Origin of the sequence: Nonomuraea sp. NPDC050556 (assembly GCF_044457355.1) — a bacterium.
GTDB lineage: Bacteria > Actinomycetota > Actinomycetes > Streptosporangiales > Streptosporangiaceae > Nonomuraea.
In genome coordinates this window covers 2,951,401-2,976,138 of the sequence record NZ_JBITGU010000001.1, presented here as the reverse complement: position 1 = coordinate 2,976,138, position 24,738 = coordinate 2,951,401, and the positions used below count along the sequence as shown (strand labels likewise).

Sequence of the window (24,738 nt, the reverse complement as noted above, 5' to 3'; positions counted from 1 at the left end):
ACTCTCCTGGGGAAGCCCTTGTCATATCGATTTGACGATCTGGGCGATATGCAACGGTCCAAGCTGGCTGCCGTCTCTCAGCCGCACCGACGGCAACCCTCCGGCCACCTCCCTGGCCCCCACGACCAGGTGGTACGGCACCAGCCGGTGCGCCCTGATGCGTGCGCCGAGGGTGCCGCGGTCGGGCGGCGACAGCTCGGCGCGCAGCCCCTCGTCCAGGCACTGCCGTACGAGCTCCTGGGCGAAGCCCATCTCGGCGTCACACAGCGGGAGGACCACGGCCTGCACGGGCGCCAGCCATGCGGGCAGCGCGCCGCCGTGCACCTCGACCAGGTGCGCGACCAGGCGTTCCAGCGCGCCGACGACGCTGCGGTGCACCATGACCGGGCGGTGCTCGCGCTGGTCGGGGCCGACGTAGCTCAGGTCGAAGCGGCCCGGCATGTACAGGTCGACCTGCACGGTCGACAGGGTCGACTCGCGGCCCAGCGGGTCGGCGATCTGGACGTCGATCTTCGGGCCGTAGAAGGCGCCCTCGCCCTTCTCCTCGTCGTAGGCCAGGCCGCGGGCGTCGAGCACCCCGCGCAGGATCGCTTCGGAACGCTCCCAGAGTCCGGGGTCGTCGACGTACTTGCCGTCGTCCCCGCCCAGCGAGAGCCGGTAGCGCGCGGCGGCGATGCCCAGCCTGGCGTGCGCCTGTTCGATCAGGTCGAGCGCGGCGTTCACCTCCTGCGCCGCCTGGGAGAGGGCGCAGAAGACGTGGCCGTCGTTGAGCTGCATCGCCCGCACCCTGGTCAGGCCGCCGAGCACGCCGGACAGCTCGGAGCGGTACTGGCCGCCCAGCTCGGCCAGGCGCAGCGGCAGGTCGCGGTGGCTGCGCGGGCGGGCCTTGAAGATCAGCGCGTGGTGCGGGCAGAGGCTCGGGCGGAGCACGAACCGCTCGCCGCCGACGTCCATGGGCGGGAACATGTCGTCGGCGTAGTGCGCCCAGTGGCCCGATCGTTCGTACAGCTCCTGCTTGGCGAGCACGGGGGAGTTGACGTGCTGGTAGCCGTTGCGTCTTTCCAGATCGTGGACGTAGTCCTCGATGGCTTTGCGTACGGCTGCGCCGTTCGGAAGCCAGAACGGCAGGCCGGAGCCGATCAGCGGGTCGGTGTCGAAGAGGTCGAGCTCGCGGCCGAGCCTGCGGTGGTCGTTCATGTCGTTCAGCCTTTGCATGAAAGGGCGAACGACCATCCCGGGCATTCGCCCGGGGACAGAAGTCAGCGCGCCGGGACGGGGTCCGGCGTCGTCGTCATTTCAGCGCGCATGCTCTGAGGCTAGCACTCAGCCCTTGCCCGCCGCATTGACGATTCTCGTGGTGGAGCGGCCGGGGATGGCCTCCAGCTCCCAGCACTCGGCGCCCAGGAGCGCGGCGGCGGCGCACCTGCCGCCGGCGTGGGGGTCGCCGGCGGTGTGGGCGAGCGCGCCCGGCTCCATGGGGGCGAACAGGTCGATGTAGTCCTCGGGGCCGTGCGCCTCGGGGGGTCCTGACACGACGAACACGCCCGCCACGCACCTGAGGGCGGCCAGGAGCTCGGCTCGCTCGGTGGCGGTGTTGAGCGGGCGGGTGGGGCCTTTCCAGGCGCGTACCCGCTGGTCGTCCTCCACGCCCACGACCAGCGGGAGGCCGCGCTCGGCCACCGCGGTCAGGAAGCGGACGTGGCCCACGTGCAGGATGTCGAACACGCCGGTCACTATCGCGGCACCCGGGTGCTCCCACGGCTGCACCCAGACGGCCTCCAGGCTGCTCACTCGGCGCGCTCCCCTAACAGTCGACTCGTCGAACGCAGCGTACTCGGTCCCCGCGAACACTCGGCGAACCCCCACCTCTCACGCCCCCGCCCCGCGCACCCCACTCTCAGCCTTTGGAGCCTTAAAGGGACCTGTACCCCTTCATGACCTTCAGGGTCTGCGGGGCCTTCAGGGGTTGAGGGCCCTTCAAGCCTTCCATCCCCGCACTCGGGCGAGAGTGAGGGGTGGGGTTGCTGGGGTGGGGGAGAAGCGCAGGTCATGAGGGTTGCGGCGGCTAGAGGTTTCCTACCTTTTCGAGATATCTCGACGCCCCCGGTCACGCGTCATTACAGCGTGACTCGAATCGGGGAGGTCGCAGTGGCAGCACCTGAGCTCGAAGGGACCGAAGTCGACGGTCCGAATCTGCTGGTCCGGTTGCCAGGGGTGCCCGCGCAGGTGTCGGCGGCCAGACACCTGGTGACCACGACCCTGGGCCGCGACCACCCATTACACGACGACTGCGTCCTGCTGACCAGCGAACTCGCCACCAACGCCGTCCTGCACTCCCAGTCAGGCGACGGCGGCGCGTTCACGCTCGCCGTCCACGCGACCGGCCGGCGCGTCAGGGTCTGCATCGCCGACGACGGCTCGGACGAGCCCCCCTGCGCCTGCCGTACCACCACCCACGGCACCAGCGGCCGCGGCCTCCCGCTCCTTGAAGCGCTCAGCCACCGATGGGGCTTCATCAGGGAGAACGGCGCCAACACGGTGTGGTTCGAGCTCGTCCTGGTGACCGTACCGGCTGGCTGGGTCTAGAGGTCGAGACGGCACAGCCCCTCGGCGAGCGCCTTCGTCGTCAGGCGGGTACGGCTGTCGCAGCCCAGCTTGGCGAAGATGTGCTCCAGATGCGTGGTCACCGTACGAACGGAAAGCACGAGCGCGGCGGCGATCTGCGGGTTGGAGTCGCCCGCCGCGACCCTGGTCAGGACGTCCACCTCCCGCCCGGTCAGGTCGTAGGGCAGCGAGCAGGCCCGCTCGGCCACCACCGCCCCCTGGATCGCCCCCTGGAACCCCACCCCGGCCCTGACCACCCGGACCTCGCGCCACTGCCCGTCGCCGTCCAGCCACAACCCCCGCCTGGTCAGCTCGCGCGACTCGATGAACGCCCTGGCCAGCCCCGCCAGCCCGGCCGCCGCCCGCGACGGCCGCACGCCGGGCACCTCGCGCCTGTTGCCCGCCCGGTCGAAGGCCACCGCGCCGAACCCCGGCGGCAGCCCGACCGGGTCGATGACGCACCTGGTCAGGTCGGTGACGTGGGCCAGCGTGGGCGACACCGCGGCGAGCATCGTGTCGCAGCGCTCGGTGTAGGCGGCCGGGTCCTTGGAGGCCAGGTGCAGCAGCCCGGTATATCGCCCCTCGGGCAGGAACAGCGGCGTGGTGAGGCCGGAGCGCCAGCCGTACGGCTCCAGGTGGCGGCGGAAGTAGCGCTCGGTGCCAGGCTCGCGCATGGACAGCGGGCGGCGCGCGGCGACGGCCCTGCGGTAGGGGCCGAGCTTGACGTACTCCTCCGCGGCGTCGCGGTCGATGCGGGCGTGGCCGTCGGCCAGCAGGCTCTGGTGGACGCCGGTGGCGGGGTCGAAGGCGACGAACTCGTAGGCGTCCATCGGCAGCACGCCGCGCAGGGCGTCCATCGCCGCCTGAGCGCCTCCACTGCTCGCGACGTGGAAACCCACTTCGGCGAACGTGCGCAGCAGGGCGATCTCGGCCACGGTTCTTTATATCAGCCCCATTCCCAGCAAAACCCGACCAAACCCGGCTGGATGGCATCGGTGGCCAGGTGAACGGCGTGATGGGCGTTGAGCGTGAGGTCGACCGACGCGCGCTGCCCGCCGGAGCGTCGGCTGTAGCGGCGGATGCGTACCGGCAGCTCGGCGGGGTCGAAGCCGACCCTGAGCACGTAATGACCGGCGGGGAAGCGGAAGCCGCGCTCGTAGTCGCACACCTCGGCCCCGCCCCGGTCGGTGAGCTCGTACCGCAGCACCTGCGTCTCGCCGATCCGCAGCGTCCTGTCGAACAGCAGCTCGGCCACCAGCAGCTCGGCCGCCGGGTCGCGGCGCACCCGGCCCACCCGGCAGTCCTCCAGCGCCGTGACGCGCACGCGCTCGACGTCGCAGCCAGGATCGCCCCGGTAAACCATGATGTAGCGGTCGGCCGCGTCCTCGTGCGCCTGGACGACCTGCACCGTCTCGCGCCGCTCCAGCCCACGGTCGCGGCCGATCCGCACGGTCTCGTACATCCCGGCGATGTGCAGCCGCCGGTCGTCGGCCACGCCGTCCAGCTGCTCCAGGAGCACGGCCAGCGCGTCGGCCCGCGGCAGGATCGCGGCGTAGCCGACCGCGCCCGGCGGCAGGCCCGTGTTGCGCCCCCTGGGGCGCGGCGGGCCGAGCAGGGAGCTGAGCGAGCGCGGCGGCAGCGTCAGGATCTCCTCCAGCGCGGCCACGGCGAGCAGCGACTCGGCCCGCTCAGGGCGGCGCAGGCCCTGCTGCCAGTAGCTGAGGCTGGTCACGCCGACCCGCAGGCCGCGCCGTTCCAGCCGGTGGCGCAGCCGGTCCAGGCTCAGGCCACGCGCCTCGATCGCGGCCCTGAGCGCCACATGGAAGGGGCCAGTCTGGAGTGCTTCGTGCAGATCGTCCGGCACGAGTGAATGTTCACAGATTTTCCCCTCCGCGTCACCGCTTCTCCGAGGGCCGTTCACACCCGCCTGTAAGGCCTCATGACCCTTCTTGTACGGCCGGCGTCACCGGCCGACCATCACCCGCATGAAGGTCTTCCTCACCCTGCTCGTGGCCGCGACCGCCTGGCTCGCGTCCGCCGCCCCCGCCCACGCATGGACGTGGTACCGCCTCGACTACACCCAGCAGGCCCAGGAGTACTCCAACTGGTGCTGGGCCGCCACCGGCAACTCCGTCGCCGCCTTCTACGGGTACTCCTACAGCCAGAACCAGTTCTGCAACATGGCGTTCAACCGGCCGGTCAACTCGGGATGCCCCAACAACCAGGCCACCCTCGCCAACGACCAGAACGCCTTCCGCCAGATCGGCATCAACCCCGGCACGTACGTCTACGACTACCTGGCCTACACCTCGATCATCCGCGAGATCGACGCCGAGCGGCCGGTCATGGCGCGCATCCAGTGGACCAGCGGCGGCGGGCACATGGAGGTCCTGTACGGCTACGACAAGAGCAAGTCGTGGGTGTACTGGGGCAACCCGTGGCCGTCGAGCACCCGCTACAACTGGACGACGTACAACTACTACGTCTCCAACAACTCCTTCTTCTGGACCCACTCCCTCGACTACATCGGCGCGTGAAGGAGGCCATGCCATGAAACTCCTCGTGACCCTGGCGGCGGCCGCCGCCGCGCTCATGCTCACCCCGACGGCGGCGCTCGCCTACCCGGTGCCGGTGGCTTATCCGGTGCCCGTCGCCGCCGTGTCCCTCGCGGCGCCTTTTGCGGCGCCCGACCCGGCTGCGGTGGCCGCGGACCCGGCGCCGCCGTCCGCCACTGACATGACCGCCGCCTCCCAGGTCGCCGCGGCCAGCCGTACGACGGTCGGGAAGTTCTTCGGGGCCAAGGGCAAGACGCCGAACGGCACCTCGGTGTCGGCGGCGGTCGCGCCCCAGGCCGTGGCCGTCTACGACCTCAACCCCGCGTTCGTCAGCGGGCAGGCGCCGCAGATCGCCCGCTTCGCCTTCCTGGCCAGCCGGGCGACGGCGGCGGACGGTCAGACGGCCTCCGTGTGGACCGCCCGCGGTCCCTCGGGGGCGTGGGAGGTGGCCAACATCACGACCGGCGACGACGAGCCGCGGTATGCCGCCCAGGAGGGGACGGTGTTCCGCGAGCCGCAGCTCAACGCGTGGTACGCGTTGCGCGGTGGCCAGGTGGTGCCCTTGAACTCCGAGGCCGTGGCCTCCGTGGGGTCCGCCGGTCTTCCCGTGGCCGACTACCAGAAGGTGGTCCACGACCGGTACGCCGACAAGCAGCCGGGCTCCGCGTACGCCAGAGACGGCCGTGCGGGCGGATACGGCGACGCGTATGGTGCTGGCGCCCCGCCCGCCAGCGCTGGTCCGAGCGCCCCGCTGCCGGGTGGGGGCTCGACAGGCATCTGGGTGCTCGCCGCCGCAGCCGCCCTGGTAACCGCCGCCTTCGGTCTACGCCGCCTCGCCCGGCGCTGACCGCTTCGGGGAAGGTCGCGGTCACCCCTGAGCGGGGCCACCGCGACCTTTCCCGCCTCCCTCACCGAAAGAACTCTCAGGGCCCCAGGACTATCGGGTTGGGACCCCGTGAGGGCTGGGGTCCTTCAATATCTGGGGGATTGTGAGGTTTGGGGCAGGGCGTTTCGCGGGGTGTTGATCATCGGGCTACCCTCGCTGCATGGCTGGTGCTGACCTCGTGGCGCGACGGGTGACCGACGTCATGTCCCCCCAGGTGCTCGTGATCGCGATGCCCCCCGTCGTCGGGATGATCGCGCACGGCTGGCAGGGCGCGCTCTGGGGGCTCCTGGCCTCCGCGCTGTGCGGGGGAGTCCCCGCCCTGGTGATCGCGATCGGCGTGCGGTCGGGCAGGCTCGACTCCCACCACCTCGTCGACCGCACCCGCCGCCGAGGCCCCCTCCTGGCCGCCGTCGCCGCCGTCGTGGCGGCGCTCGTGCTGCTGGCCGTACTCGACGCGCCCACCCTCCTCGTGGCCACCGTCACCGCCATGCTCGCCGCGCTCGCCGTCACCGTGCCGATCACGCTGGCGTGGAAGATCTCCTTCCACGCCGCCGTCTCGGCGGGAACGGTCGTCGTGTTCGCCCACGTCCTCCCGCCCGTCCCCACCGCCGTCATCGGCGCGGCCATCGTGGGGCTGATCTGCTGGGCCAGGGTCAGGGTCGCCCACCACACACCCGCCCAGGTCCTCGCGGGCGCGATCGTCGGCACCGCCGTAACCTGGTCGACCCTGGCCGCCTTCGGCGTGTAGGTTCAGGTGCTTGTGCACGACTACCGGATCATGATCAGAGGCAGGTTCAGCGACCTCACCGAGGGACAGCGGGCCGCACTGCTGCCCCAGGCGGACGACTTCTCCCAGGTCGGCTTCACTCAGGAGGGCGGCCTGGCCTTCTACTCCGACCTCGGCCCCTTCACCTTCCGCGTCATCGTCACCGTGGACGACGCCGAGGGGGAGAAGGAGGCCGTGGACGAGGCTCTCGCCAGGGCCGCAGCCAGGCTCGGAGGTGGACGCGAGGGCGGCTACGGGCACGGGCCGCTCGACGTCACCGTGACCGACATGCGTGACGTCAAGATCCGCCGACGTTGACGTTGCGGCTGAACAGGTTGGCCGGGTCGGCCGCGCGCTTGATCCGCGCCAGCCGTACCCCTGTCTCGCCCGGGTAGACCGCGGCCAGGTCTCGAGGCCGGACCTCGCTCAGGAAGTTGGCGTAGGCGCCCCGGCCGTACGGCTCGAACCCCGCCCACATGGCGTCGAAATCATCCACGTCGTGCTCGGCCGGGGTCCCGAGCACCGCGGTCGTCAGCATGATCTCGCTGTCGCGGTGCGCGAACGCCGTCGCGCCGGACGGGACGCGGCCCATCGCCCCGCCCAGCGCCCGCAGCTCCATCACCATCATCGGCACCCGCCCGGCCGCGGCCACCACGAGGTCGATCAGCTCGTCGCCCAGCGACGGCACGAACCGGTTGCGGACCATCGGCAGCCACCCCGGCGGGAACTCCATCGGGGTGCCCAGCGTGTCCTGGTACGGCACGCGAGCCAGCTCCTTGCTCTGCACCGTCCCCAGCCGCAGCAGCGGCTCGACCGCCGACGCGTCCTCCCCGGCGAAGCAGACGGTGATCATCAGCGCGCCGCCGTCGAACGGCAGCAGGTGCACGGTGGTGGTGAGCTCGTCCGGCGCCTGCCGCATGGCGTCGCGCCACCCCCTGAGCACCGTCGCCGCCTCGTCGAGGGGGTAGGTGATGGTGCCGAAGACCACGGTCGTCTCGCGCCGCGCCCTGACCTCGAACGTCGTGACGATCCCGACGTTCCCGCCGCCGCCCCTGACCGCCCAGAACAGGTCGGCGTGGTGCTCGGCGTCGATCCACAGGACGTCGCCGTCCGCCGTCACGAGCTCGGCGGCGACCAGGTGGTCGAGCGCGAGGCCGTGCTTGCGCACCATCCAGCCGATGCCGCCCCCCAGCATCAGCCCGCCGACGCCGACGGTCGAGGTGTCCCCAGAGGAGACGGCGAGGCCGTGCGGGGCGAGCTGGGCGGCGACCTGGCCCCAGGTGGCGCCGGTGCCGATCCTGACGAGGTCCCCGTCGACCTCCACGCCGTCGAGGCGGGACAGGTCGATGACCATGCCGCCGTCGTTGGTGCCGAACCCGGCGCCGCTGTGGCCGCCGCTGCGCACCGACAGCTCCAGGCCCTCCTCGCGGGCCTGCCGTACGGCCTGGGCCACCTCGCGGGCGTCGGCGGGAAGGATGATCACGGCGGGGGAGCCGGTGTGGGTGAAGGTACGGCGGAGCTGGTCGTACTGCGCGTCGCCTGGGTGAATTGTCGTCATGCTCCGTGGTCGGAGCCGCGCCACCGTTTTCTACCTCCCAAAGCGGAAATATCCGAAGAAGTCTGGCGGTTGCCGCGCTCATGGAGACTGCACAGAAGGGCCGGGTGCGCGTGGAGCCCTCGGCGAAGCGGGTGCGCGTGTACTTCGGCGGGACCAAACTGGCCGACACCACCGGGGCGCTGCTCGTGTGGGAGGTGCCGTACTACCCGACGTACTACTTGCCGCTCGCCGACGTGCGCCAGGACGCGCTGAAGGCCGACGGCGGCACCAGGCACTCGCCCAGCAGGGGCGACGCCACCCTCTACACCGTCACCGCCGGAGGACGCAGCGAGGCGGAGGCGGCCCTCGTCTACCCGGACTCCCCGGTGCTCAAGGACTACGTGCGCTTCGAGTGGAAGCTCATGGACGGCTGGTTCGAGGAGGACGAGGAGGTCTTCACCCACGCCCGTGACCCCTACACGCGGGTCGACATCCTGCACTCCTCCCGCCACGTGCGCGTCGAGGTGGACGGCGAGACCGTGGCCGACTCGCGCAACGCCACCCTGCTCTTCGAGACGGGCCTGCCGACCCGCTACTACCTCCCGAAGACCGACATCCGCCAGGACGCCCTCACGCACACCGACACGGAGACCCACTGCCCGTACAAGGGGCAGGCGGAGTACTGGTCCGTGAACGGCCACGCCGACCTCGCCTGGTCCTACCGCACCCCGCTGCCGGAGTCCCAGAAGATCACCGGCCTGGTCGCGTTCTACAACGAGAAGGTCGACATCTACGTGGACGACGTGCTCCAGGAGCGCCCCAGGTCCAGGTTCTGAACGGTCCCCGAGGACGCTGAGGCGCGGGCGGCCTCGACGAGGTCGACGGCCGCCGCCGCTGCCGCGCCGGGGGCGTGGTTGGGGCCGGTGCCAGCGATCAGGCGGGCGAAGGCCTGGACCGGGGCGTACCTGGGCCAGACCGGGTCGCTGGTCGGCTGCGTGACGCGCCGTTCCCAGCCGTCGTGGCGGCGGATGACGGCCGTGCCGTACTGGAGGTCGTGCTCCACCGTCCCCGCCGTGCCGTAGTAGCGCAGCACGTTCCTGTGGGGGAGGCCCTCGGGCAGCGTCCCGGTGGAGGCGAGGCTGACCAGGGCGCCGCCGGTCAGGCGGACGGTGAGGGCGTCGCTGACGTCCACGTCCAGGGCGTGGCTCGCCATCATCGCGAAGACCTGCGCGGCCGCCTGGCCCGTCGTGTGGGTCAGGGCTCCGGCCAGGTGGGTGAGCTGGCCGCGCGCCTGCCCGTCGGCGTAGGTGGGGTTGGTCGCGATCAGGCCCATCATGGTCGAGGCCAGCTCCCCGCTGACGCAGGCCAGCTCCCCGATCTCCTCCTGTACGGCCGCGCGGGCCGCCACGGCCGCGCCGGTGTACTGGGCGGTGTAGCCCACCGACAGGTGCAGCCCGGCGCGCTCCGCGCGGTCCACCAGATCCCATGCCTCCGGACCGCTGGTCGTCATCGGCTTCTCCACCAGCACGTGGAACCCGGCGTCGAGCGCCGCCGCGGCCAGCGGATAGTGCGTGTGGTGCGGAGTGGCGATCACCACCCCGTCCGCCGTGCCAGGAGCGGGCAGCGACTCCTCGGAGACCGACGCCAGCGACGCGTCCGGGCATTCGGCGATCCCCGGCAGGTGGGCGAACCGCGCCCACCAGCCCGTCCCGACGACCGCCAGGCGCACGGTCATCGGGTGACCGGCCGCTGCAGCTCGACCGACGGGTCGAGGTCCAGGCCGAAGCCCGGCGCGTCGGACAGGGTGACCGTACCGTCGACGGGCAGGACCTCCCCGGTGAAGATCGGATGCTGGGGGACCAGGCCCGAGCAGTCACCGGCGAAGATGCCGAACTCCGCCAGCGGCGGCTCCGGCCGGGTGGCGACGAAATGGTAGGCGTGGTGGCCGCCGGTGTGCGGGATGAGCCGTACCCCGTGCTCCCGCGCGACCTCCGAGATCCTGCGCAGCTCGGTGAGCCCGCCGCACCAGTTGGGGTCGGGCTGGATGACGTCCACCCCGGCCTCGCACAGCAGGCGGAACCCGTCCGCGGTGTACTCGTGCTCGCCCGAGGCCAGGTCGAGCCCGCGCGGCAGCCGCGAACGCAGCCGCCGGTGCGCGGCGTAGGCGTCGGGGCGCAGCGGCTCCTCCAGCCAGTGGAACCCCAGCGGCATCAGCGCGGCGCCGAGCCTGGCGGCGTAGGAGACGTCGAGCGACATCCAGCAGTCGTACATGAGCGGAAAATCCGCCCCCACCGCGGAGCGGGCATCAGCGGCGATCGCCAGATTGGCGTCGAACCCGGCCAGGCCCTCCACCGGCGCGTACGTCAGCGGGATCTTCGCCCCCCAGAACCCCAGCTTCTGCGCCACGTCCGCCAGCGGCCCCGTCGCGTACAACGACACGGACGAGTGGATCTTGCCGCCGAGCAGCTCGTGCACCGGCTGCTGCGTGATGCGCCCGTGCAGGTCCCACACCGCGAGGTCCACGGCCGAGATCGCGTGCAGCGCCAGCCCCTTGCGCCCGTAGTGCAGCGTGCTGTTGAACATCCGGTCCCACAGCACCTCGTGCGCGAACGGGCTCTGCCCCTCCACCAGGTAGGCCAGGTGCAGCTCCACCAGCGCCGCGACCACGACGCCGCCGTTGGTGGTGCCCACGCCCACGTGCCCAGAGGCGCTCTCCACCTCCACGACCACGGTCTGCTGCGAGTTGGGCCCGATCGCCGCCATCCGGTTGTCGCGGAAGTCGGCGTGCTGGCTCATCGGGCTGGCCACCTTGCGCCGCTTCCACTGGCGTAACCCCTCGGGGTCGCCGTCGGCGGGCGCGGAGGGCGGCAGGTTCACGTAGTCGGCCACGAAGGCCCGCACGGCGACGATCCGGTCCACGCTGCTCCTAGCTCTGTTGCTTGTACGGTTTGACCGCCTCGTGTGCGGCCGCCATCGCCTCGGCCGCCTGCTCGAACGAGCGCTGCGCTATCGCGATGAAGAGCATGTCCACGACGGCCAGCTGGCCGTGCCTGGAGGCCAGCGACTCGGTGCGGAACCCGGTCTCGCGCACCGAGGTGAGCAGGACCAGCTCGGCCGTCGCCGCCAGCGGCGACTCGGCGTCGTTGGTGACCGCGACCGTGGTCGCGCCGTGCGACATCGCCTCGTTCAGCAGGTCGACGGCCTCCTTGGTGCGCCCGCCGTGCGAGATGGACACCATCACGTCGCGCGGCCCTGCCAGCGCGGCGGCGCTGAGCGCCACGTGGGTGTCCATGGACGTCCACGCGGCGATGCCCAGGTGGTAGAGGCGCTGCTGCAGCTCGGAGGCGACCGTCGAGCTGCCGCCCGCGCCGAACACCCAGACCCTGCGTGCCACCGTGAGCTGCGCGGCCACCCGGTCGAGCACGGCCAGGTCGAGCCCGGCGACGGTCTCGGTCACGGCGGCGGTGATCGTGGCCGAGACGACCTCGGCGATGCGGTGGATGTCGTCGTCCTCGGCCACGTCGGCGCCGATCGCCATGCTCCACGGCTGGGCCGTGGTCGTCCTGACGCTGTCGGAGGCCAGGGCCAGCCGCAGCTCCGCGTAGCCGGTCAGGCCCAGCGCGCGGCACAGCCGCGTGATGCTGCCCGTGGAGACCCCGCACCGCTCGGCCAGGTCGAGGATGGTCATTCTGGCCACCGCGCCTGGATCGGCCAGCACCAGCTCGGCGATCGACCGCTGCGCCTCCGGCATCGCGGGCGCCAGCTCGCCGAGCCGGTCGACGATGCCCTCAACGCTCGCCATGGAGTCCCCCTTCTCGTGTCCGACACGGAGAATAATTCTTCTTCGCTCTGACCGTCAATGTCTTGACTTGGACGGCAAACGGCCTCATCTTATCGCGACATGGAGAAAAATTTGTCGCTCTCTGCGGCCGGTTACCTGTCCGCCGTCCACGACGCCGTGGCCAGTGTGGGCCTGAGCCAGGCGCCGCTCGTCGACAAGGCGGCAGAACTGGTCACGAACGCTATCGAGGCGGGCGGGATCGTGCAGGCCTTCGGGAGCGGCCACTCCGAGGCGTTCGCGATGGAGATGTCCGGCAGGGCCGGCGGGCTCGTCGCGGCCAACCGCATCACCGTCAACGACCTTGACGGCGCGGACGACCCGCTGCTCGAACGCGACCCTGGCGCGGCCCAGCGGCTCTACGACACGGCCGCGGTGCATCCGGAGGACATCTTCATGATCGCCTCGAACTCCGGGGTCAACGGCCTGATCGTCGAGTTCGCCGGGCTGGTCAAGCGGCGCGGCCACGCGCTGGTCGCGGTGACCTCGGCCAGGCACTCGCGCCAGATGCCCTCCAGGCACCCCTCCGGTCTGCATCTGGCCGACCACGCCGACGTCGTGCTGGACAACGGCGCGCCGTACGGCGACGCCGTCCTGCCGCTGCGCGGTGGGGGCCGCGCCTGCGGCATCTCCTCCATCACCAGCGCGCTGCTCGGCCAGCAGATCGTCGCCGAGGTGCTGCGCCGCATGGAGGAGGCGGGACGCACCCCGCCGGTCTACCTGTCGGCCAACATCGCCGGCGGCGACGCGCACAACAGGGAGCTCGAGAACACCTACGACGGACGCATCCGTCGCACCACGAGGAGGAACCCATGACCACCCCCACCAGGCGCCAGGTCTTACGCGCCGGGCTCGCGCTGCCCTTCACCGGCCTGCTCGCCGCCGCCTGCGCCTCGCCCGGCGCCCCGGCCGTCCAGGCCACCGCCACCGGCGCGATCAGCGCGGGCAACCCGCTCGGCATGGACGAGGGCGGACCGCTCGAGATCGTGATCTTCGACGGAGGGTACGGCGACGCCTACGCGCGCACCATCCACGAGCCGATGTTCCTGGCCAAGCACCCCAAGGTGCAGCTCAAGCACGTCGCCACCAAGGAGATCTCCGGCACCCTGCAGCCGCGCTTCGTCGGCGGCACCCCGCCCGAGGTGATCAACAACGACGGCGCGCAGTCGCTCGACCTGGCCGCGCTGGTGCAGGGCGGCCAGGTGCAGGACCTGACGCCGTTGCTGGACGCACCCTCCTGGGACGACCCGGGCAAGAAGGTGCGCGACGTGCTGCTGCCCGTCGCCGTCGAGACGGGCTCCTTCAACGGCACGCCGTACAGCGTGCCGTACGTCTTCATGATCTGGGGGTTCTGGTACTCCACCAAGCTGTTCAGCGCCAAGGGCTGGCAGCCGCCGACGACCTGGGCGGAGTTCCTCACCCTCTGCGCCGAGATCAAGAAGGCCGGGATCGCGCCGTTCGCCTACGCGGGCAAGTACCCCGGCTACGTCTGGGAGGCCATCCTGGCCATGGCCGTCAAGAACGGCGGCCTGGACGTGATGAAGCGCGTCGACAACCTCGAGGACGGCGCCTGGCGGGCTCCGGCGCTGAAGCAGGCGGCCGCCGCGTTCGGCGAGCTGCACGCCAGGGGCTTCCTGCTGCAGGGCACCGAGGGGCTGAACCACACCGAGTCGCAGGCCAGGCACAACGCCGGTGAGGTCGCGATCATCCCCAACGGCTCCTGGCTGGAGAACGAGCAGAAGGACGTCGCGCCCGCCGACTTCGGCTACGCGATGTTCCCGGTGCCCGCGCTGTCGGACAAGGAGGCGCTGCCGCAGACCGCGCTGCACGCCGCGCCAGGCGCCGGGTTCATCGTCGCCGCGCAGAGCAAGAACCCGCGGGCGGGCATGGAGTACCTGCGCACGATGGTCTCCAAGGAGGGCGCGGGCAAGTACAGCGGGCTCGTCTCCACGCTCACCACCGTCCAGGGCGCCGAGCTGCCCGCAGACGCCAAGCCGGGGCTCAAGAGCGCGGCGGCCGCGCTCTCCGCCGCGGGCACCAACACCGTCGACTGGCGGTTCAACAGCTGGTACGCCGAGCTCGGCACCGAGCTGGACGCGGCCACCGGGCAGCTGATGACCGGGCGCATCACCGCCGACCAGTGGGCCGACCGCCTGCAGAAGAAGGCGGACGCGGTGAAGAAGGATTCTTCGATCAAGAAGTTCTCGCGGTGAGGAAGGGCCGACTGCGCTTCGCCGCCGGCTTCCTGGCAGCGCCGCTCCTGCTCTACGTGGTCTACGTGATCTCGCCCTACGCGCAGGCGTTCCAGATCTCGATGACCGACTGGCGCGGGCTGAACGCCAGCCCGCGGTTCGTGGGGCTGGACAACTTCGTCCGGCTGGCCGGCGACGAGGTTTTCTGGAAGGCGCTCAGCCACAACGCGGTGCTGCTGCTCACGCTGCCGGTGATCACGATCGCACTCGGCCTCGTCTTCGCGTATCTGCTCAACCAGGGCGGATTCCGGGCCGCCGGGTTCTACAAGGTCGTCTTCTTCTTCCCGCAGGTGCTGTCGATCACGGTCATCGCGGTGATGTTCCAGTCGGTGCTCAGGCCGGACGCCAGCGGTGTGCTCAACGGCGCCCTCATGGCGCTCGGCCTCGACCCGGTCGGGTTCCTCACCGATCCCGGGCTGGCGCTCTGGTCGATCCTCGGCGTGCTGGTCTGGCAGGCCACCGGCTTCTACGTGGTGCTGTTCTCCGCCGGGATGGCCGCGATCCCGCGCGAGCTGCACGAGGCGGCGCAGATCGACGGCGCGTCCAAGGCGGCCTCGTTCCGCCACGTCACGCTGCCGCTGCTGCGCCACACCGTGCAGGTCGGCTGGGTGTACCTGGGGGTGGCCGCGTTCGACGCCTTCCCCATCGTGTTCGTGCTGACCGCCGAGCACGGCGGGCCTGACTTCTCCACGACCGTGCTGGCCAACGAGGTGTACCGCAACGCGTTCCAGTACGCGAAGTTCGGCTACGCCTCGGCGATCGGGGTCGCGCTGTTCTTCTGCACGATGACGTTCGCCGCCCTGACGATGCGGCGGTCGCGGTGATGCGCCGGGTCGCGCACGTGGCGCTGCTGTTCTGGGCGGTCGTCGTGGTCGTGCCGATGGCGTGGACGCTGCTCGCCTCGTTCAAGAACACCAGCGAGATCTTCGGGCCCGCCTGGTCGCTGCCCGCGCGGCTGCGGGTGGACAACTGGGTGCGCGCCTTCGAGCAGGCGCACATCGGCACCTACCTGGGCAACACCGTGCTCGTGGTGGCCCTGTCGACGTCGGGCACGATGCTGCTCGGCTCGATGGCCGCCTACGTGCTGGCCCGCTACCCGTTCCGCGGCAGCCACGCGATCTACCTGGTGCTCGTGTCGGGCATGGCGTTCCCCGTCTACCTGGCGCTGACGCCGCTGTTCTTCGTGGTGCGCAACACCGGGCAGCTGATCCCGTTCATCGGGCTGGACACCCACGGCGGGCTGGTGCTCGTCTACATCGCCTACTCGCTGCCGTTCACCGTCTTCTTCCTCACCGCGTTCTTCAAGACGCTGCCCGAGTCGGTGGCCGAGGCCGCGTTCATGGACGGCGCCTCGCACAGCCGGGTGTTCTTCCAGGTGATGCTGCCCATGGCCAGACCGGCGCTGGTCAGCATCACGATCTTCAACGTGCTCGGGCAGTGGAACCAGTACCAGTTGCCGCTGATCCTGCTCAGCGGCAACGCGCGCGACAAATGGGTGCTCACCCAGGGCATCGCCGACATCTCCACCGCCGCCGGATACAACGCCGACTGGGGTGCGCTGTTCGCGGCGCTCAGCATGGCGATCCTGCCCATGCTGCTCGTCTACGTGATCTTCCAGCGGCACATCCAGTCCGGGCTGACGGAGGGGGCGCTCAAATGACCCTCGCGCTCGGGCTCGACGTCGGCGGCTCGACCACGCGGGCCGTCGTCGTGTCCGCCTCGGGATCCGTGCTGGGGTCCGCCCGAGGACCCGGCGCCAACCCGGTGGTGTACGGCGAAGCAGCCGTCTCGACGATCGCCGCAGCCGTCCGGCAGGCCGTCGCCGATCTGCGCGTCGAGGCGTCGGTGATGGGCATCGCGGGCGGCCTCGGCGGTTTTGACGGTGACTTCGCCCGGATGTGGGCGTCCTTGGGGGTGCCGCCGCCGCGGCTGGTGAGCGACGTGGAGCTGGCCTTCGTCTCCGGTACGGCCAGCCGTACGGGCAGCGTGCTGCTCGCGGGGACCGGCGCGGCAGCCTCGCACGTGGTGGACCGGGTCGCGGTGGCGACCGCGGACGGGCACGGGTGGCTGCTCGGCGACCTCGGCTCGGGCGTGTGGCTCGGCCGAGAAGCCGTCCGCCACCTCCTCACCACCATCGACCAGGCCTCTTCGGGGGGCCTGCTGGCGGCGCGTGTCCTCGAAGGGCTTTTCGGGGAGCCGCGCCCGATGACGCGCGAGACGGCGTCGGAGGCCATCCACCGCGTGCACGCCGCGCCCGTGCCCACCCTCGCCTCACTCGCCCCGCTCGTCCTGGCAGCCGCGGAACACGACCCGCACGCCGCCGACATCCTCGACCGCGCCGCAGCACACCTGCAAGAGACCCTCGCCACCGTCAGGCCCAAGGACGACGACTCGCCCATCGTCCTCGCCGGAGGCCTCCTCGCCCAGGGCAGCCCGCTCGCCGCCCGCCTGCCGTACCCCACGATCACGCACGCCGGTGACGCCGCCCGCGCCGCCGCGTGGCTGGCCCTGCACGACCTCAGCCTCGACACCCCCCACCCACGAGAGGTCCGCACATGAAACGGCTCGTCGTCCCCCTGTTAGCCCTCGCCCTGTACGGCCTGCCCGCCCTCCCCGCAGAAGCGGCCGTCGCCCCCGCGCTCACCGACACCTTCGACGGCGCCCGCGACACCGACCCCACCTACGGGCTCAACGACTCCCTCGCCACCCGTCAGAGCGGCACAGCGCGCGGCGTCACCTACACCCGCGTGTCCGGCTCGTGGGACACCAGCACCCCGCCCGCCGAGTACTACTCGCAGGTCAACCACCCCGACCACCCCGGCAAGATGCTGTTCGCCCTGGGCCGCTCCGCCGTGCGCCTGGACGCGCCGATGGAGGGCGACACCTACACCGTCACCGCCGTCGTCGACCCCGACCCGCTCGTGCGCGGCACGGCGGCCGACTGGAGCTCGGTCATGCTGTCCCGCTCGGCGAAGTCGGCCGGGTACGTCACCAACACCGACGTCGACCTCGGACTGACCGTGGCGCGCGACGGGCGGGTGCAGCTCTTCCGCAACGGCACCGCGCAGTGGGCCACCCCGCTGCAGACGACGCGCGCGTCCAACGGTTTCGCCACCAGCGTCGCCGTGTCCGGCACGTCGGTGACGGTCACCGTGAACGGCGCGAGCCGTACCGCCACGCTCGGGTCGGCGATGGTCAGGCCGTACCTGTACCTGGGCGCGTACGTGAGCAACGCCCAGCAGGTCAGCACCGTCGACAACCTGACCGTCAGCCGCATGACCAGGTTCGCCGACACCTTCGAGGGCTCCACCGACACCGACCCCGGCTACGGGCTCAACGACAAGCTGGGCGGCAGGCAGGTGCCGCTCAACACGGTCGGCTACACCCGCGTGTCCGGCGACTGGGCCACCGACGCCACGCCGCAGCCGTACTACTCGCAGGTCAACCATCCCAACCACCCCGGCAAGCTGATCTTCGCGCTCGGCCGGTCGGCCGTCAGGCTCGACGGCGCGGTGATCGCCGACTCCAGCGACTCCTACACGGTCTCCGCCGTGGTGGACCCCGACCCGCTCCTGAAGAGCGCGCCGAGCGACTGGAGCTCGGTCATGCTGTCGCACACCGCCAAGTCCACCGGGTACGTCACCAACGGCAACGTCGAGATCGGCCTGACCGTCAGCCGCGACGGCAAGGTGCAGCTGTTCAAGTCGGGCGACCAGCAGTGGGCCACCCCGATGACCGTCACCAGGGCGTCGAACGGCTTCGCCGTCACGATCGCGGTCACCGGCGCCTCGACGGCCAACCCGTCGGTCGTCGTCACCGTCAACGGCTCCAGCCGCACCTTCGGGCTCGGCGTGCCGCTGGCCAAGCCGTACCTGTACCTGGGCGCGTGGGTCGGCAACAGCCAGCAGGTCAGCACCGTGGACGACCTGGTCATCAGCCGCGTCGACCCGTACCCGAACGTCGAGTACTACGGCTACTTCGCCACCCGCATCCTGTCGCGCTGGGGCAACCACATCCCCGAGGCCAAGGGGTTCGCGAACATGCACTTCATCAGCATCTCGCCCGACAACCCGGGCGAGCCGTACGCGATCGAGGACCTCAAGAGCTGCCCGCCGCACTCCTGCGCCCTCTACGCGGGCTACGAGTTCTTCCCCGCCGAGTGCTCCGGGACGTGCCCGATCTTCCCGACGATGGACCGGTGGAACGCCTTCGTGGAGCTGGTCAAGCCGTACCAGGACCGGCTCATGGGGATCTACCTGAAGGACGAGGCTCAGGTCTACGGGGTCACCAACGCCGACCTGCAGAAGATGGCGTCGGCGGTCAAGGCGTCGATGGCGCCGGGCAAGGGGTTCGGGCCGTTCCCGATCATGATGACGCTCGCCGCTGGGGACGCCTCGCCCAGGACGTACGTCCCGGACGAGGTGGACTGGCTCGGCGTCGACGACTACGGCGCCGACGCGGCCAGGCTCGACTCGCTCCTGACCACGCTGGAGAAGATGGGTGATCGTCCGCGCCGCACCTACATCTTCCCGCCGACCGTGGTCGGGCCCTACACCGGGCAGTACGACACCCCCGCCAAGATCGAGGCGGTGCAGCACGTGTACATGGAGGCCGCACGGCAGCACCCCAGCGTGATCATGGTGCAGAACTTCGGCGTGTGGGTGGAGGCGTGGGAGGGCCAGCCCGTCACCAACCCGTGGCAGATCCCCGCCATCTGGGCAACCCAGGAGCGGTACGGCACCGCCGTATCGATCAAGCGCTAACGACCCAGCAGCGTCCGGATCTCGGTGAGCTGGGCGCCGGTCAGCGGGCCGAGGGTGAGCGCCGCGGCGTTCTCCTCGGCCTGCGCGACCGTCCTGATCCCAGGAATGGGCACCGTACGGCTGTCGCGGGCCAGCAGCCAGCCGAGCGCCCCCTGCGCCAGGGTGCGCCCACCCGCGGTCAGCACCTCGCGGACGGCGGCCAGCCGGTCCAGGTACTCGGGCGCAGGACGGCCGCCGCGGAAGTAGCGTCCCTCGGGCTCGGCGCGGACGTCGTCCTCGGGCAGCCTGCTGTCGGCCGTGTACTTGCCCGACAGCAGGCCCATCGCCAGCGGACCCCGGTCGACGCTGGCCAGGTCGTGCGTGGCGCACACGGCCAGCATCTCCGGCGTGTCCTCCAGCACGTTGATCTGGTGCTGCACCGCCGTGCACCGGGGGCCCTTGGCGAAGGCCGCGGCCCGGTCCGGGTCGTCGGTGCTCCACGCGTACGACCGGATCAGGCCCTCGTCGGCCAGCTCCTCCAGCGTGGCGAGCACCTCGTCCACCCGCTCGTACGGCATGGCGCCGTAGTGCAGCTGGTACAGGTCGATCCAGTCGGTGCCGAGCCTCTCCAGCGAGGCGCGGCACGCGCTGCGGATGTACGCGGGGGAGACGTCCTGCCCGGTCAGCTCGCGCGTGGCCGCGTCGAAGGTGTTGCCGAACTTGGTGGCGATCACCACCTGGTCCCTGCGCCCGTCCAGCGCCCGGCGCAGCACCTGCTCGCTGTGGCCGGTGCCGTACACGTCGGCGGTGTCGAAGAAGGTGACGCCCAGGTCGAGCGCCCGGTGGATCGCGGCGACCGACTCGTCGTCGTCCACCGCGCCCCAGCCGACCGGCTGGCCGCCCGCGCTGAACGGCCCGCCGATCGCCCACGCGCCGAAACCGATCTCGCTGACCTCGATGCCGCTGCGTCCAAGAGTTCTCATGGGTCAGACGGTGTCACCTGGAGTGCGATCCAGGTCAAGCGCGAACGGTTCCGTGCTGCCGGTGAACGGGCCGTCGGCGGTGTCGCCGTGGTAGACGATCCGGTAGGTGCCGGGGGCGGCGGATTCCCAGGTGATGGTCACGGTCGACGCCGCCCGACCGTGCCTGGACCAGCGGAAGGTCGTGGACCAGTCGCCGTCGTCGGCGATGATGGTCCATCCTTCGTTCTCCTGCTTCTGCACTTCGAGGTAGGTGCCGCCCCTGCGCAGGTCGTTGCCGGGGTGGGCGCCGACGAAGGTGGCGGTCGCCCTCCCGTCCTTGATCTCCAGGGAGAGGAGGTCGCCGAACCTCCTGCCCGGATGCGGCACGTCCGGCGGAGGGTTGTGGCGGCTGTGCCGTACGCGAGGCTGTTCCGCCGGTATGCCGCGGCCTACGGGGACGCCGTCGCGCATGGCGGTGGCCAGGGCGGCGGCGGTCTGGCACAGCGCGGGCAGCTCCCAGCGGCCGAACAGGGTGCTGCCGCCCTCGTACTCCTGCGCGTCGTACTCCTCTGGCGTGGTCACGTAATGCGCGTAACCGTTCGCGTAACCCGCGACCAGGACGTCCCTGAGCTCCGCCCCCACGATGGCGGCCACCGTACGGCGGAGCCGCAGCCCCGCCACGATCGTCACCTCGCCCGGGATGCCCACGAGGTACAGGCGGCCGATGCGCAGGAGCTGGACCGGCACGCGCTCCTGGACCATGCCGCGGGCGGGCACGAACAGCGCCTTGGGCACCTGGGCGTCGCGCAGCTTGGGGGACAGCGGGTAGACGAGGCCGCGGGAGAGGGCGGCCCAGAGCGGGTTGTGATGCCCTTCGCGAAACCCCTTGAACGCCGGGCCGTCCGCCCAGGCGCCCGCGAAGGCCGACGCTCCGGCGATCGGGGCCGAGGTGCGGTGGGCGCGGCCGTCGCCGGTGAACTCCGGCCTGACCAGCACCCGGGACAGGTGCAGATGGGTGAACCGGTGGTCCAGCGCGGCCACGACGGGTTCCCCGGTCAGGACGTTTGCGGCTTCGTACTGTCGTGTGCCGATGATCCGGGTGTTCTCGCGTTCGTCCTCCGTCGGGCCGTGGCCGGGCTTGAGCCGCAGGTTGGGCGACATGTCGCCCGCGTTGGTCTGTGCGAACGCCGCCACCAGCCCCTCCTCCCGGCTCTCCCAGTGGTAAGCGGCGTAGCCCTTGTTGTCGGCGCTGATCAGCGTGTTGGTGTTGGTCATGCTCGTGTTGTGGGTGGCGAACCAGTTGACCGCGCCGACCGTGACGCCCTCGCGCACGATCCGCAGCAGCGTCGTCTGCGGGTCGATCGCGCCCGGGAAGAACGCCCGCTCCTCCTCCTGGTCCCGGTCGAAGGCCTGCTTCGAGCGGTTGACGCTGGCGTCGCGCAGCTCGCCGTGGCCGAGCAGCAGCGTCGCCGGCGCGAGATCCGCGTGGGCCTTCGCTGACGCCTCGACGATGCCGTCCACGATCGCCTCGAACGTCCTGCGCCGGAACCCGCCCGCGTTGCCGTTGTACAGCCGGTGATGCGCGTAGCCGCCCGGACCGCAGTGCGTGTGGGTGGCGGTGATCATCACGTTGGCCTCGGTGTAGCCGTCCGGCAGCCGTGCCAGCACCGCGTTCACCACGCTGGGGAAGATCAGGGGGAGCTCGCACACCACGAGCAGCGTCCGCATGCCGCCCGTGGCGAAGGCGAACGCCCTGGCCCGCAGGCGGGTGTGGATGCCCGCGCTCTGCTGGTCGGCTTTGCCGTACCCGAGCATGCCGCACTCGGCGGCCTCACCCGTGATGTCCGCGCTGCCGCGCCCGGCCAGCCACACGTCAGGCCGTCGCGTTGGGGATCGTCACGGGCAGATCCGTCGCGGGGAGGCCCTGCGCCTGCGCGGGGAGGCCCGTCGCCGGGAGGTTCGTCGCGGTGAGCGAGTAGAGGATGGGCAGGTGCGTGTCGCCGAGCGGGAGGCGGTAAAGGCCGTCGGGGCTCTGGGTGAGGAGGCCGCGGGGGTCGAGATCCGTGGCGACGTGCTCGCCGAGGTGGCGGAGCGTGAGCCCGGCGTTGACGGCGGCGGTGACGATCTCACCCAGCGAGTAGGGGTACTGGACGGTCTCCTGGGCCGGGGTGTCGACGGCGGCGTCGGCGTAGGTGCCGGTGACGGTCTCGCGCTGGGCCTGGCCCCCGCCGTACGGCCAGTCGGCGACCAGCGGGTCCACGGACGCGAGCGTCTGGAACACCGGGTGCATGTCCACCAGCAGCAGGCGGCCGCCCGGCCTGAGCGCCATGGCGGCGCCGCGCATCCAGCCGTCGAGCTCCCCGATCCAGCACAGCACGCCGTAGGTGGCCACCACCAGATCGAACCGGCCTTGGAGTACGGCAGGCAACCGCTGGGTGTCCGCCTCCAGGAACGTGGCCTCCACCCCTGCTTGTACGGCGAGCCGCCTGGCCCTCCCTACCGCAACGGGCGAAAAGTCCACTCCCGTGACCCGGGCGCCGAGGCGGGCCCAGCTGAGCGTGTCCATGCCGAAGTGGCACTGCAGGTGGAGCAGGTCGAGGTCCTTCACCTCGCCCGCTAGGTCTCTTTCGATGCTGTAGAGGGTCTGGCGGCCGTCCAGGAAGGAGTCGACGTCGTAGAAGCGGTCGGCGGGGGTGGAGCCGTGGAGGCGTGCGCGGACATCCCAGAGCGCACGATTGAGCGCGGTGCTTTCCGGCTCGGGGTGATCGGACATCCCCCGACAATGCCACCCCCACCCAAAACCGAACACCCCCACCCGCATGGGCGATCCCCGCAACCCCTGACCGACCTCCCGCCGCCCCTTTGACGACGCACACCCGCAACCCCCCGACCCCCAACCCCGCGCCGCCCACTCTTGACGACCCGCCTTGCCCACTTTGGCCCTGGCACCGTCCTCGCTCTGGCGACACGGTAATCGGGCGTGGTGGTACAGGCCGTCCAGGGGCACGAGAGCCTGGGTGACGTGGAGGAGGGACGGGTGGCCAGCCGGGCTGGGTGCCTAGGGATGGCGGGAGGTCGTCGGGCGGTGGCGCTACGGCGAGGGGTAGCCGAGGGGTGGGGTTAAGGGGTGATGTGGCGGAGGGTGTACTCCTGGGAGGCGAAGGGGCCACCCTGGGGGTTGGTGGGGATGAAGAAGGCGTCCGGGTCGTCAAGGTCCCTGGCGAAGTCTTCGGCGTTGTCCTGTGGGGTGTAGACGTCGCTGAGCTCCCAGAACCGCCGCGTGTTCGCGGACACCGCGTAAAAGGCGGCGAAGCCGTCCATCTTCATGGTCAGCGCGGCCACGAAGAAGCCCGCGCAGTCGCGGGGGCTCAGCCACGTGGCCAGGTGGCGGCCGTCCTGGGGGCGGTCCTCCAGGCTGCCGATGCGCACGCACACCACCTCGAGGCCGAACTTGTCGACGTAAAGACGCCCGAGGGCCTCGACGGCCGCCTTGCTCACCCCGTACAGGCCGTCAGGACGGAGGGGGTCGTCGGGGGAGAGGGTTTCGCCGATCGGGTAAGCCCCGGTCAGGCGGTTGCTGCTGGCGATCACCACGCGGGGGACGCCGGTGCGCCTGGCGGCTTCGAGCACGTGGTGGGTGCCGACGACATTGGCTGTCATCAGGTCGGGCAGGGGCGCCTCGTCGGGGATCCCGGCGAGATGCACCACCACGTCGGCACCGTCGATCAGCGGGGCGATGTCGTCGACGGAGGTGAGCTTGACCTGATGGGCTGTCTCATTGGGCGCTTCCGCCCGTATCGGGGCCTGGTCGACCAGCACCAGGCGTTGTGCCGCCCGTCCCAGCGGTCCACGCACCGCCGACCCGACCAGCCCGGCTGCCCCCGTCACGACCACAGTCCCCAGAATCATGCGCCCAGTGTGCCAGCCACCCCCGACACTTCCCGCCCAGCCGGTGCGCGCGTATCCGCGGTACGCCCAACGATCGCAGGGCCGTGGAGCCGCCAGGGGGTGGTTTGTCGCGGGCTGTGGGGGCCGCGTGGCGGTGCAGAAGCTGTGCCACGCGGCTCGATGACCTCGTTGTGCGGCCCTGGCGCGGGCAGGGTCAGCAGACGGCGCCGGGCGGCAGGTCCGGCGGGCAGAGGTCGACGTCGGGCGTCGAGGTGTACGGCGCCTTGGGGCCGCCGGTCACGTAGCCGGGCGGGGCGATCGATCCCGGGCACGGCTTGTGGGCGCCGGGCGTGCCGTGCCCTCCCGGATGCCCGTACGCGCCCGAGCCGGTGGCGGGATCGCTGGGCTTGGCCGGGTCGGTGGCGGGCTGTCCGTAACTGTCCGTTGGGGTGGTGGGCTGGTAGTCGGGGAGGTTCACCGGGACGTCCACCGTGGCCTCGTGGTCCACCGCCACGCCTGCGCAGCCGGCCGCGCAGGCGTTCGGATAGGTCTTCCCGTCAACCCCCACCACCGGCCGGTACTCCATCGTGCACACGCACGAGGAAGGCTCAGGGCTGGCAGCGGAGGCAGGCGTGACGAAGGCGCAAAGAGCAAGCCCCGCCACAAGGACGGCACCCGTGAGAATTCGTTTCATGCACTCACTATAGG

At 71.1% G+C, this 24,738-nt stretch carries 25 protein-coding genes; 12 read left to right on the top strand and 13 right to left on the bottom strand.

Annotated features, from left to right (window positions below):
- Positions 1-21: 21 nt before the first annotated feature.
- Both thrS and ACIBG8_RS14270 read right to left on the bottom strand, forming a co-directional pair.
- Positions 22-1,197, bottom strand: a complete 1,176-nt coding sequence (gene thrS, locus ACIBG8_RS14275) for a threonine--tRNA ligase (RefSeq protein ID WP_397343137.1) — start codon at positions 1,195-1,197, stop codon at positions 22-24.
- Positions 1,198-1,323: 126 nt separating this feature from the next.
- Positions 1,324-1,791, bottom strand: coding sequence for an adenylyltransferase/cytidyltransferase family protein (locus ACIBG8_RS14270; protein ID WP_397343136.1), 468 nt, complete (start codon positions 1,789-1,791; stop codon positions 1,324-1,326).
- A gap of 357 nt (positions 1,792-2,148) precedes the next feature.
- Between ACIBG8_RS14270 and ACIBG8_RS14265 the strand changes: the two genes are divergently transcribed.
- A complete protein-coding gene (locus tag ACIBG8_RS14265) occupies positions 2,149-2,586 on the top strand; it encodes an ATP-binding protein (RefSeq protein WP_397343135.1) in 438 nt (145 codons plus the stop codon).
- Here ACIBG8_RS14265 and ACIBG8_RS14260 read toward each other — a convergent pair.
- On the bottom strand, positions 2,583-3,539 hold the full coding sequence (locus ACIBG8_RS14260) for a LuxR C-terminal-related transcriptional regulator (RefSeq protein ID WP_397343134.1): 957 nt from the start codon (positions 3,537-3,539) through the stop codon (positions 2,583-2,585). The genes ACIBG8_RS14265 and ACIBG8_RS14260 overlap by 4 nt on opposite strands.
- An 11-nt stretch (positions 3,540-3,550) precedes the next feature.
- Positions 3,551-4,468 (bottom strand): hypothetical protein, encoded by a 918-nt coding sequence (locus ACIBG8_RS14255; protein ID WP_397343133.1) that lies wholly within the window; start codon positions 4,466-4,468, stop codon positions 3,551-3,553.
- Between the two features lie 121 nt (positions 4,469-4,589).
- Between ACIBG8_RS14255 and ACIBG8_RS14250 the strand changes: the two genes are divergently transcribed.
- The 4 genes from ACIBG8_RS14250 (at position 4,590) to ACIBG8_RS14235 (ending at position 7,129) form a co-directional block, all read left to right on the top strand.
- On the top strand, positions 4,590-5,141 hold the full coding sequence (locus ACIBG8_RS14250; RefSeq protein ID WP_397343132.1) for a papain-like cysteine protease family protein: 552 nt from the start codon (positions 4,590-4,592) through the stop codon (positions 5,139-5,141).
- Positions 5,142-5,154: 13 nt separating this feature from the next.
- On the top strand, positions 5,155-6,006 hold the full coding sequence (locus tag ACIBG8_RS14245; protein WP_397343131.1) for a hypothetical protein: 852 nt from the start codon (positions 5,155-5,157) through the stop codon (positions 6,004-6,006).
- Positions 6,007-6,205: 199 nt separating this feature from the next.
- Complete coding sequence (locus tag ACIBG8_RS14240) at positions 6,206-6,793, top strand: hypothetical protein (RefSeq protein WP_397343130.1); 588 nt, start codon at positions 6,206-6,208, stop codon at positions 6,791-6,793.
- Between the two features lie 6 nt (positions 6,794-6,799).
- Positions 6,800-7,129, top strand: a complete 330-nt coding sequence (locus ACIBG8_RS14235) for a DUF6204 family protein (RefSeq protein ID WP_397343129.1) — start codon at positions 6,800-6,802, stop codon at positions 7,127-7,129.
- Here ACIBG8_RS14235 and ACIBG8_RS14230 read toward each other — a convergent pair.
- Positions 7,110-8,369, bottom strand: coding sequence for an FAD-binding oxidoreductase (locus ACIBG8_RS14230; RefSeq protein WP_397343128.1), 1,260 nt, complete (start codon positions 8,367-8,369; stop codon positions 7,110-7,112). The two genes, ACIBG8_RS14235 and ACIBG8_RS14230, sit on opposite strands and share 20 nt — an antisense overlap.
- 80 nt (positions 8,370-8,449) lie before the next feature.
- On the opposite strand from ACIBG8_RS14230, the gene ACIBG8_RS14225 reads away from it, so the two are divergent.
- The gene (locus tag ACIBG8_RS14225) at positions 8,450-9,184 is read left to right on the top strand and encodes a DUF427 domain-containing protein (protein ID WP_397343127.1); all 735 of its coding nucleotides are present in this window, start codon (positions 8,450-8,452) and stop codon (positions 9,182-9,184) included.
- Here ACIBG8_RS14225 and ACIBG8_RS14220 read toward each other — a convergent pair.
- From ACIBG8_RS14220 to ACIBG8_RS14210, 3 genes are read right to left on the bottom strand one after another with little or no spacing between them, the layout of a single operon-like run.
- A complete protein-coding gene (locus tag ACIBG8_RS14220) occupies positions 9,139-10,083 on the bottom strand; it encodes a Gfo/Idh/MocA family protein (RefSeq protein WP_397343126.1) in 945 nt (314 codons plus the stop codon). The two genes, ACIBG8_RS14225 and ACIBG8_RS14220, sit on opposite strands and share 46 nt — an antisense overlap.
- The gene (rhmD, locus tag ACIBG8_RS14215) at positions 10,080-11,267 is read right to left on the bottom strand and encodes an L-rhamnonate dehydratase (protein WP_397343125.1); all 1,188 of its coding nucleotides are present in this window, start codon (positions 11,265-11,267) and stop codon (positions 10,080-10,082) included. The genes ACIBG8_RS14220 and rhmD overlap by 4 nt, the downstream gene beginning before the upstream one ends.
- A 7-nt stretch (positions 11,268-11,274) precedes the next feature.
- Complete coding sequence (locus ACIBG8_RS14210) at positions 11,275-12,150, bottom strand: MurR/RpiR family transcriptional regulator (protein WP_397343124.1); 876 nt, start codon at positions 12,148-12,150, stop codon at positions 11,275-11,277.
- Positions 12,151-12,249: 99 nt separating this feature from the next.
- Here ACIBG8_RS14210 and ACIBG8_RS14205 point away from each other — a divergent pair, with 99 nt between their 5' ends.
- Genes ACIBG8_RS14205 through ACIBG8_RS14180 form a run of 6 tightly spaced genes read left to right on the top strand, consistent with a single transcriptional unit; the run spans position 12,250 to position 19,201 of the window.
- Positions 12,250-13,002 (top strand): sugar isomerase domain-containing protein, encoded by a 753-nt coding sequence (locus tag ACIBG8_RS14205; protein WP_397343123.1) that lies wholly within the window; start codon positions 12,250-12,252, stop codon positions 13,000-13,002.
- On the top strand, positions 12,999-14,399 hold the full coding sequence (gene ngcE / locus ACIBG8_RS14200; RefSeq protein ID WP_397343122.1) for an N-acetylglucosamine/diacetylchitobiose ABC transporter substrate-binding protein: 1,401 nt from the start codon (positions 12,999-13,001) through the stop codon (positions 14,397-14,399). Before ACIBG8_RS14205 ends, ngcE begins: the two co-directional genes overlap by 4 nt.
- Positions 14,396-15,262 carry a carbohydrate ABC transporter permease gene (locus tag ACIBG8_RS14195; RefSeq protein WP_397343121.1) on the top strand — a complete coding sequence of 289 codons (867 nt, stop codon included), beginning with the start codon at positions 14,396-14,398 and terminating at the stop codon, positions 15,260-15,262. The genes ngcE and ACIBG8_RS14195 overlap by 4 nt, the downstream gene beginning before the upstream one ends.
- On the top strand, positions 15,262-16,098 hold the full coding sequence (locus ACIBG8_RS14190; RefSeq protein WP_397343120.1) for a carbohydrate ABC transporter permease: 837 nt from the start codon (positions 15,262-15,264) through the stop codon (positions 16,096-16,098). Before ACIBG8_RS14195 ends, ACIBG8_RS14190 begins: the two co-directional genes overlap by 1 nt.
- The gene (locus ACIBG8_RS14185) at positions 16,095-16,997 is read left to right on the top strand and encodes an N-acetylglucosamine kinase (protein ID WP_397343119.1); all 903 of its coding nucleotides are present in this window, start codon (positions 16,095-16,097) and stop codon (positions 16,995-16,997) included. Before ACIBG8_RS14190 ends, ACIBG8_RS14185 begins: the two co-directional genes overlap by 4 nt.
- On the top strand, positions 16,994-19,201 hold the full coding sequence (locus tag ACIBG8_RS14180) for a hypothetical protein (protein WP_397343118.1): 2,208 nt from the start codon (positions 16,994-16,996) through the stop codon (positions 19,199-19,201). The genes ACIBG8_RS14185 and ACIBG8_RS14180 overlap by 4 nt, the downstream gene beginning before the upstream one ends.
- On the opposite strand, the gene ACIBG8_RS14175 is transcribed toward ACIBG8_RS14180, so the two are convergent.
- The 5 genes from ACIBG8_RS14175 to ACIBG8_RS14155 form a co-directional block, all read right to left on the bottom strand.
- Positions 19,198-20,163, bottom strand: coding sequence for an aldo/keto reductase (locus tag ACIBG8_RS14175; RefSeq protein WP_397343117.1), 966 nt, complete (start codon positions 20,161-20,163; stop codon positions 19,198-19,200). The two genes, ACIBG8_RS14180 and ACIBG8_RS14175, sit on opposite strands and share 4 nt — an antisense overlap.
- Before the next feature lie 3 nt (positions 20,164-20,166).
- Positions 20,167-22,014 (bottom strand): neutral/alkaline non-lysosomal ceramidase N-terminal domain-containing protein, encoded by a 1,848-nt coding sequence (locus ACIBG8_RS14170; protein WP_397343116.1) that lies wholly within the window; start codon positions 22,012-22,014, stop codon positions 20,167-20,169.
- Position 22,015: 1 nt separating this feature from the next.
- Positions 22,016-22,915 carry a class I SAM-dependent methyltransferase gene (locus ACIBG8_RS14165; protein ID WP_397343115.1) on the bottom strand — a complete coding sequence of 300 codons (900 nt, stop codon included), beginning with the start codon at positions 22,913-22,915 and terminating at the stop codon, positions 22,016-22,018.
- A gap of 347 nt (positions 22,916-23,262) precedes the next feature.
- Complete coding sequence (locus ACIBG8_RS14160) at positions 23,263-24,051, bottom strand: NAD-dependent epimerase/dehydratase family protein (RefSeq protein WP_397343114.1); 789 nt, start codon at positions 24,049-24,051, stop codon at positions 23,263-23,265.
- A 193-nt stretch (positions 24,052-24,244) separates the two neighbouring features.
- Positions 24,245-24,724 (bottom strand): Kazal-type serine protease inhibitor domain-containing protein, encoded by a 480-nt coding sequence (locus ACIBG8_RS14155; RefSeq protein ID WP_397343113.1) that lies wholly within the window; start codon positions 24,722-24,724, stop codon positions 24,245-24,247.
- Between the last annotated feature and the right edge of the window lie 14 nt (positions 24,725-24,738).